Origin of the sequence: Anaerosporobacter sp. (genome assembly GCF_031551385.1) — a bacterium.
GTDB lineage: Bacteria > Bacillota > Clostridia > Lachnospirales > Lachnospiraceae > Anaerosporobacter.
In genome coordinates this window covers 56140-64550 of the sequence record NZ_JAVBNS010000103.1, presented here as the reverse complement: position 1 = coordinate 64550, position 8411 = coordinate 56140, and the positions used below count along the sequence as shown (strand labels likewise).

The 8411-nt window shown below is 35.8% G+C and carries 7 protein-coding genes and 1 other annotated feature; of the genes, 6 read left to right on the top strand and 1 reads right to left on the bottom strand.

Annotated elements, in window-relative coordinates; all coding sequences use genetic code 11:
• Nucleotides 1–60 precede the first annotated feature (60 nt).
• From RMR19_RS09630 to RMR19_RS09615, 4 genes are all read left to right on the top strand, one after another.
• Nucleotides 61–963 (top strand): ABC transporter ATP-binding protein, encoded by a 903-nt coding sequence (locus tag RMR19_RS09630; protein WP_310603281.1) that lies wholly within the window; start codon nt 61–63, stop codon nt 961–963.
• Entirely contained in the window at nt 963–1805 is an 843-nt protein-coding gene (locus RMR19_RS09625; RefSeq protein ID WP_310603280.1) for an ABC transporter permease subunit, read from the top strand. The genes RMR19_RS09630 and RMR19_RS09625 overlap by 1 nt, the downstream gene beginning before the upstream one ends.
• A 13-nt stretch (nt 1806–1818) precedes the next feature.
• Nucleotides 1819–2715, top strand: a complete 897-nt coding sequence (locus RMR19_RS09620; RefSeq protein WP_310603279.1) for a sensor histidine kinase — start codon at nt 1819–1821, stop codon at nt 2713–2715.
• 362 nt (nt 2716–3077) lie between these two features.
• Nucleotides 3078–4184, top strand: a complete 1107-nt coding sequence (locus tag RMR19_RS09615) for a DUF3810 domain-containing protein (protein WP_310603278.1) — start codon at nt 3078–3080, stop codon at nt 4182–4184.
• 61 nt (nt 4185–4245) lie between these two features.
• Here the strand turns inward: RMR19_RS09615 and RMR19_RS09610 are convergent, their stop codons facing one another.
• Nucleotides 4246–4755, bottom strand: a complete 510-nt coding sequence (locus tag RMR19_RS09610) for a flavin reductase family protein (protein WP_310603277.1) — start codon at nt 4753–4755, stop codon at nt 4246–4248.
• 985 nt (nt 4756–5740) lie between these two features.
• Nucleotides 5741–6006: a binding site (T-box leader), on the top strand.
• Between the two features lie 153 nt (nt 6007–6159).
• Here RMR19_RS09610 and ilvB point away from each other — a divergent pair.
• Nucleotides 6160–7905, top strand: coding sequence for a biosynthetic-type acetolactate synthase large subunit (gene ilvB, locus RMR19_RS09605; protein ID WP_310603276.1), 1746 nt, complete (start codon nt 6160–6162; stop codon nt 7903–7905).
• 20 nt (nt 7906–7925) lie between these two features.
• The gene (gene ilvN, locus RMR19_RS09600) at nt 7926–8405 is read left to right on the top strand and encodes an acetolactate synthase small subunit (RefSeq protein WP_310603275.1); all 480 of its coding nucleotides are present in this window, start codon (nt 7926–7928) and stop codon (nt 8403–8405) included.
• Nucleotides 8406–8411: the final 6 nt, after the last annotated feature.

Below are 8411 nucleotides of genomic sequence, written 5' to 3'. Positions count from 1 at the left end.
ATATAATAAAAACATCGAAAGAGAGATACAACAAATCAGAGAGAGTGTAGGAGGATAACGATGGACTATATATTGCAAACAAATAATCTAACAAAGATTTATTCTAAAAAAAGCGTTGTTAGTAATGTAAATATGAATATCAAGCGTGGAGATATCTACGGATTTATAGGTAAGAATGGTGCTGGTAAGACAACACTAATTCGTATGGTGGTAGGGTTAGCATTGCCAACACAAGGCGATGTAGAGTTGTTTGGAAGTACAGAGTTAAATGTGCAGAGAAAAAGAATTGGAACAACAATTGAAAACCCTGCGTTGTATCCGAATATGACAGCAAGAGAGAACCTTGAATATTATGTGCGCCTTTATGGAGTTCCAGAAAAAGATGCAATTGATGAGATGCTTAAACTTGTGGGATTAGAAGACACAGGCAAGAAGAAAAGCAAGAACTTTTCATTGGGAATGAAACAAAGATTAGCCATTGCAATTGCCTTACTAGGAAATCCAGACTTCTTATTACTAGATGAACCAATGAATGGTCTTGATCCGTTTGGTATTAAGGAAATGCGAGAGCTGCTACTTGAACTTAACAAGAAGGGAATTACAATATTAATATCAAGTCATATTCTAGGGGAATTATCGAAGATAGCAACTCGATATGGAATTATTAATAATGGTGTATTAGTAGATGAATTCACAAAAGACGAGTTAGCAGAACGTTGCAGAAGATGTATTAAGATTAAAGTAGACGATACGCAAAGAGCAACAACAATTATTGAAGAAAAATTCGGTACAACAGAATTTGATGTTCTTCCTGATAATATAATACGAATATTTAGTCATGTAGACAAAGTAAGTGAGGTAAACAGACAACTGGTACTTGGTGATGTAGCGGTTGAACGTATTGCTACGGCTGGTCAAGACCTTGAAGGATATTTCGTTGAATTGATGGAGGGAAGAGAATAATGATTAATATATTACGTGCAGATTTTTATAAATTGTTTCATACAAAGGTATTCTATGTTTGTACATTTATCTTAGTGTGTTTTGTAGGTATCATGGCAACAGCATATTCTTATGTTGATAATATGCCAGCGGATAAGAGAGCGGCGTTTGAAGAGAAGGCAGCAACAAACTCAGGAACAGGTGTTAGTTTAACAATGTCTGATAGTGTGGATTTGTCAAAGACATATCTTCAGAGTGGAACAAGGTTGGCGAGTGATGTCGTGCAGGAAGGTTCTATTGTTATCTTTATCATTGCGATTATGATAACTATTATGGTTGGCGGGGAATTTAAGGAACGTACCATTAAAAGCATGGTTGCAAAAGGATACAGAAGAGAGCATATTGTACTAAGTAAGATGATAGTAAGCCTTGTTTCTGTTATTGTTATGATGGTGTGTGTTTTTGCCAGTGCAATTGTAATAGGAGGAGCGCTAACAGGCGTTATTAATGATAGTACAAGTGCAGAATTAACAAATCAAGTACGTTGCTGTTTGGGTATTGTAACAGGTTATCTTGCGTTTACTGCATTATATACGCTATTAGTATTTGTTATTCGTAATATTGAAATTTCTTTAATCGTGAATATATTGGTGATTGTGATACTACCAAACATTCTGTCTACAATAGAAAGTACTTGGAAAATACCATTTTCTAAGATTCAAATAACAACAGGAGTACAGAAGATTATCTATAGTGATGCATCGACATCAGCATTAACACATATGGGAATTTTGTTTTTGGGATATGTAATTGTATCAACGATACTATCCTGCGTTATTTTCAGGAAAGCAGATGTAAAATAGGAGGAAATCGAGGATGGTAATTGGTATATTAGTCCTTATTATAATAATGTTGTCAGTTCGATTGTTCCTAAATCGAAGACAGTTATCGTCTATAAAAAAACAAGTGGAGTTTATTATTAACAATGAGACGAATTTGGAAGTATCAATTGTCACTCCTCATAGAGGTTTTAACTCCTTAGCAATCGTGCTTAATAAGCTGTTAAAAGATACGAAGAAGAGGGAATATGTGACACGCAAACAGGAGGATTCTTTTAAGCAGTCTATCACAAGTATTTCCCACGATTTGCGTACACCTCTAACATCTGCGTCTGGATATATTCAGATGTTAAGCAAAGGTAATGTAACTGAAGAAAAGCAGAAAGAATATATTCAAATAATACAGAGTCGAATCGATTCCGTTAATATAATGTTAAATCAATTGTTTGAATATACAAAGTTAGAATCTGGTGTTTATCAACTTGATTATGAGCGGATTGATTTGAATGCAATACTGTGTGATACAATCTCGATGTTCTATGATGAGTTAATACAGAATAAGATTGAACCAAACATTAGAATTGAAGAGAAGCCACTTTGGATATTCGGAGATGCAAGTGCATGGGTTCGTGTAATAGAGAATATAATAGGAAATGCTATAAAATATGGTGAGAATTCAATAGAAATTGAATTGCAACAAGTAAAGGAGACAGCTTGTCTTAGCATTAGTAATCGAACAAATGCAATTGAGGAAAAAGATGTTGCCTATATATTCGAACGTTTTTACACAACAGATTTATCGAAAATGAAAAAATCCACGGGGTTAGGATTGGCGATTGCCAAGGAATTTGTAGTGAAAATGGGAGGAACAATCGAAGCAGAACTTAACGAGGGTATGTTCACAATTCATATTCAAATGAAAACCGCCATATAAAGTGTCTTTAGATCTTTTTAATAATATCTTAATTTTTATACTAGTATAAACTTAATATATATGTGTTATAACTATAGAAAGACAAGATATTGGTGGGAGGTTGTATGTATGACTAAGAAAATATTTATAATAGCGGTGCTATTCGGATTGATTGCCTACATGAAACAATGTTATAAAAAAACATACTGTACGGTAGGTGCTGAGAACAATGAAAGTCGTTAAGGCGGGGAAAAAAGATAAGAATGTAAAACAATAATAGGGTGTTGATTCGAGTAATGAGAATCAGCACCCTTTTTGGGTAAATGTGTCGGTTGTAGATTACGGTAGAAATGTGTATAATAATGGGGAAGGAGTGTTTGCTGATGCGAGAATTGTTGAAGAAAAAAAGAATATGGTTACTTACCTTATTTCCATTAGGAATTCTAATATTGCTTGTAGTAAAGCACAATGAATACATAGCAGAGTACTGGTTTGCAAGAGGGATTTATCGAATCTTTGCGCAGACATGGAGTTTCGTAACAGGTATGATACCAATATCCATAATTGAAATAATCATATGTTGTAGTCCATTTTTAATGATATACCTCGTTTTTCGTGTAGTGAGAAAATTAGTAGTGGATAAGGAAAATCGTAAGAAGACAATAGGTTGTTATATTATAAATGTATTGTGTGTTATTAGCACAGGATATTTTCTGTTCATGGTGTTTTGTGGAGCGAATTATTACCGCTATCCTTTTAGCAAGGAATGTGACTTAACAGTAGAGACCTATTCGATAGAGGAATTATATGGTTTATGTGAGGAACTTGCATTAAAAGCAAATGACTTAAGAGCACAGATTACAAGCGTAGATGAAGATGGTATATTCAAGTTATCTGCTTCGGATTATGAGATAGCGAAACAAGCGAAGAAAGTTATGACAGAGCTAGGAGAAACATATGATTCGTTATCGGGATACTATAACACTCCGAAACCGATATTTGCGTCTCGGCTAATGTCCTATACAGATACAACAGGAATATTTGTTACAGTAACAATGGAAGCGAATGTGAACGTAGATGTAGCGGACTATGGGATACCCGTAACGATGTGTCATGAACTTGCACATGAGAAAGGTTACATGAGGGAAGATGAAGCAAACTATATTGCATATCTGGCATGTGTGAATTCGGATAATCTGGAGTTTCAATACAGTGGAACGATGGATGCGTTATCATACGCCACAAGTCAATTGTATGATAATGATGTAGAATTATATAAACAGATTCGAGCAATGTATAGTGAGGAAGTGTTAGCAGACCGTTTGGCAAGCTCTGCCTATTGGAAGAAGTATCATAATGATATTGTGAGTTCTGTATCTTCAAAGATTAATGATGCCTATTTGAAGGCAAACAATCAGACAAATGGGGAGCAAAGTTACGGTGAAGTCGTAGACTTGATGCTTGCAGAATATAGAAAGCGTAATTCGTAAAGAAATTAGGCAGAACACCTAAGAAGTTAAAGTGGTGTTCTGCCTGCTTCTGTTTTGGCTCTTATTCTCTTATAAGAACTTTCTCAATTTCAGAGATATACAAATCATGAAAATCCTTATTTGGATACCATTTATCAACTAAGGAAGAATCAAGAAAACTATTTTCTTCAAATGGAGTAACAAATAGCTTCTTGCAGATAAGTACAAGTTTTGCCTCCTCAAAGTATGGAGTATCCAGTTCCTCTGCCACAGTAAGCCCTGAAGTGCTGATTTTATCCTCATCACGTCCAGATACTTTGCCTAGGTAAGCTAATTTATCTCGATAACTTTCATCATAGAAGGATAATGAGAAATGAGTAGAACCATCTATGAATTCTTTCGTAAAACGTTGAGGACGAATAACAGTAAAGGCTACATCTTTGCCCCACATAAAACCAAGACCACCCCAAGAAGCGGTCATTGTGTTGACTTTGCTATCCTTCTTTGCTGTTACAAGCATCCAATCCTTCCCGATTAACTTGATAACATTTTCGTCTATTTCACTTGCTTTTATAACTTTAAAATCTGACATATAAATCTCCTTTCTGGTAAACGCTGATGAGTAGGCGCGAAACTCATCTAGGTTGTGGAACTTCTTGATTAGTGCACATTAGCACAAAACACGCGACACATCTAAGTACTTCTAGGTGTATACAGGTAGGATACTCAAAAGTCACGGAACCGCTCACGATTCGGCATCCTGCCTCAACGTGAGCTGGCTCGGCGTCCATGCCTCGCCTTCCTAGGCTGTGAAGTATACACCAAGAAGTACTAAGATGTTTTGTTATCGTTTTTTAGCTAGTGTGCGCTAATCAAGAAGCAGTCAAAGGTATTGAGAGTTTCGCAAATACCTGTAGTTACTAATTGCTCACTACATATTCTATGTAGCATTTCTTCTTTAGAGTATATCATATTTTAGGAAAATGCAAATATTTATTCATTGGTTAAGTGCGCGGATGTTTGACAGTTGCAATTTTAACAAAGTGGTCTAATAGCTTGTAAAATCTACATTCTCTTTGCTAAATAGGGGCTCATGTTTGTAGAAAATGCAAATACTAATTTATTTGCTAAGTACGTTGTTCATTTGTCAAAGTACGCGTACTTGTGTATCAACAACATAACCATGCAAAACTTCAATACCTTCCCTGCTTATTTGGTGCGGTTCTCTAATAAAAAAACGATAGCGGAGCACCATAGAACTTCTTAGTGTGTACAAGAAAACCTAGGAAGGCTCGGCATGGACGCCGAGCCAGCCTGAGCTGAGGCAGGATGCCGAATCGAAGGCGTGTCCGTGACTTTTCAAGAGACAAAGCGTACACACTTAGAAGTCCTTAGGTGCAAAGTGTGTTTTTGTTTAGAGAACCGCACCAAATAAGCATTGAAGACAGTCAAAGTTTTGCATTCTAAACAGTAGAATACACAAGTACCTGAAGTATGGTAGAAGTATGCTCAAACGAAAAAAGATTTCCTGCTTGACAAAAATAGGTGTAGACGATTATAATTGTAATAATAATATCAATAAGGCAATGACGAGGAGGAGTACATACTCACCCGAAACAAAGAGAGAAGATGGTTGGTGTGAATCTTCATGAAGGAAGTATGGAAGTAGCCTTTGAGCTGTGAACCGAAAGAAACAGATGGTGTTTTTAGTAGGCTTCAACGGAGTTTCCACCGTTATCAAGGAAGACAGTATCAGGCATATGTAATGTATGACCCGTACTGGTAGAGTGCAAAGCGTAAGCTTTGAAATTAGGTGGTAACACGGATTATATTCGCCCTAAGTAGGTTTTCTTACTTGGGGCTTTTTTATGTATCAGAATCATATTTTTTAACTATTCAGAAAATAATAGCACATAAGTATATATGTAACTTGGAGGCTGTATTCTTGAATCGTTATTTTATTTCAAATTTCAATTCCAATTAAAAATAGGAGGTAATGAGTATGATAAAAGGAACAGAATTGTTTGTTAAAGCATTAAAAGAAGAAGGTGTAGATACCCTGTTTGCATATCCAGGAGGTTTTATAACAGACCTGCTTGATCAGTTATATGGAGAATCAGACATTGATTTAATTCTTCCAAGACATGAACAAGGGTTAATACATGAAGCAGATGGTTATGCACGTTCTACTGGTAGAGTAGGTGTATGTCTTGTTACAAGTGGACCAGGAGCAACAAACTTAGTTACGGGTATTGCTACTGCTAATTACGATAGCGTACCGTTAGTATGTTTTACAGGTCAAGTACCAACTAGTGTAATTGGAAACGATGCATTTCAAGAGGTAGATATTGTAGGTATCACAAGAAGCATTACAAAGCATAGTGTAATGGTAACAGATCGTAAAGACCTTGGTAGAATCATTAAAGAAGCCTTCTATATAGCGAAAACTGGTAAGCCAGGACCAGTATTAGTAGATTTACCAGCAGATATTATGAAGCAACTTGGAGATGAAGTATATCCAGATAGTGTTAGTATTCGTAGTTACAAACCAAATACTGCAGTACATCCAGGGCAAATCAAACGAGCAGTTACCATGCTTGAAAAGGCAAAGAAACCATTATTCTTAATTGGTGGTGGTGTAAATATAGCTCATGCCAATGCAGAATTTACAAAATTGGTTGAGATGACGAAGATACCAGTAGTAACAAGTATTATGGGACGTGGCTCGATTCCAACAGACCATGAATTGTTTGTAGGAAACATCGGTATGCATGGATGCTATGCAGGTAACAAAGCAATTGAAGAATGTGATGTACTATTTTCAATCGGTACACGTTTTAATGATAGAATTACAGGTAAGATTAGTGAGTTTGCACCAAAAGCGAAGATTATTCATATTGACATTGATACGGCATCCATCTCAAGAAACATTCAAGTAGATATCCCAATTGTAGGAGACGCTAAGAATGCAATTGAAAGTCTGTTAGAATGTGATTTTAGTAAATTGCGTGATCTTACATCATGGAGAGAAGATATTAAAACTTGGAATGAGAAATATCCAATCGATACAGAGATGGAAGATTTCGAAGGCTTGACACCACAACAGATTTTAAAAGAAGTAAATGCAGCAATTAAAGAGCAGGAAGCTGTAGTTGTAACTGATGTAGGTCAACATCAGATGTGGACAACACAAAATCTTCATATGGATGCAACGAAGAAGTTGGTTACTTCAGGTGGTTTAGGAACAATGGGATTTGGTTTGCCAGCAGCAATTGGAGCACAGCTTGGTAATCCAGATAAAAAGGTAATCTGTCTCTCTGGAGATGGTGGTATGCAAATGAATATTCAAGAGATGGCAACCGCTGTTGCGCAACAATTACCAATTATTATTTTACTTGTTAATAATAATCACCTTGGAATGGTTCGTCAGATGCAAAGCTTATTCTATGATAAGCATTACTCAGCAACATGCTTACGTTACCGTAAGAGCTGTAACTATGCTTGCCGAGAAGGGAAAAAAGCATGTCCACCATATTCACCAAACTTTGTTAAGTTAGCAGAGAGTTATGACGCGGCTGGTAAAAGAGTATGGAATAAGGACGAACTTTCAGAAGCACTTTCAGAAGCTATGAAAGAGACGAAGAAACCAACAATTATTGAATGTATGATAGACAGTGATTTTATTGTATTACCAATGGTTCGCTCAGGCAATGCATTAAAAGACATGATACTTGATATATAGAAAAGGAGGCAGAGTAGATTATGAAGAAGAGATGGATTGCACTTTATGTAGAGAATAATGTAGGTGTATTAGCTAAAATTTCAGGATTGTTTTCAGGTAAAGGCTATAATATGGAAAGTCTTACAGTAGGAACAACAGAAGATCCAACAATGTCTCGTATTACAATTGGCGGAAGCAGTAATGATGAAGTATTTGAACAAATTAAAAAGCAATTAAACAGAATGGTAGATGTAGTAAAAGTAATTGATTTAACTGATATGGCGATTGTTAAGAAAGAACTTCTATATATCAAAGTGAAAGAATGTAATAAAACAGATCGTAGTGAAATTCTTCAGATTGCTAGTGTATTTGAGGCGAAAATTGTAGACTATAATACACAGGGCTTAATTATTGAGTCAACAAATACAGAAGAGAAGAATAACGATATAGTTGAATTAATGAAGAAGTTCCCTAAAGTGCAAGTAGTAAGAGGTGGAAATGTAGCAATTGAAATATTGTAGATGTAG

Excerpts from the sequence above, each read along its gene's own strand:
- RMR19_RS09630 (WP_310603281.1), top strand. The coding sequence starts at position 61 with ATGGACTATATATTGCAAACAAATAATCTAACAAAGATTTATTCTAAA.
- RMR19_RS09625 (WP_310603280.1), top strand. The coding sequence starts at position 963 with ATGATTAATATATTACGTGCAGATTTTTATAAATTGTTTCATACAAAG.
- RMR19_RS09620 (WP_310603279.1), top strand. The coding sequence starts at position 1,819 with ATGGTAATTGGTATATTAGTCCTTATTATAATAATGTTGTCAGTTCGA.
- RMR19_RS09615 (WP_310603278.1), top strand. The coding sequence starts at position 3,078 with ATGCGAGAATTGTTGAAGAAAAAAAGAATATGGTTACTTACCTTATTT.
- RMR19_RS09610 (WP_310603277.1), bottom strand. The coding sequence starts at position 4,755 with ATGTCAGATTTTAAAGTTATAAAAGCAAGTGAAATAGACGAAAATGTT.
- ilvB (WP_310603276.1), top strand. The coding sequence starts at position 6,160 with ATGAGTATGATAAAAGGAACAGAATTGTTTGTTAAAGCATTAAAAGAA.
- ilvN (WP_310603275.1), top strand. The coding sequence starts at position 7,926 with ATGAAGAAGAGATGGATTGCACTTTATGTAGAGAATAATGTAGGTGTA.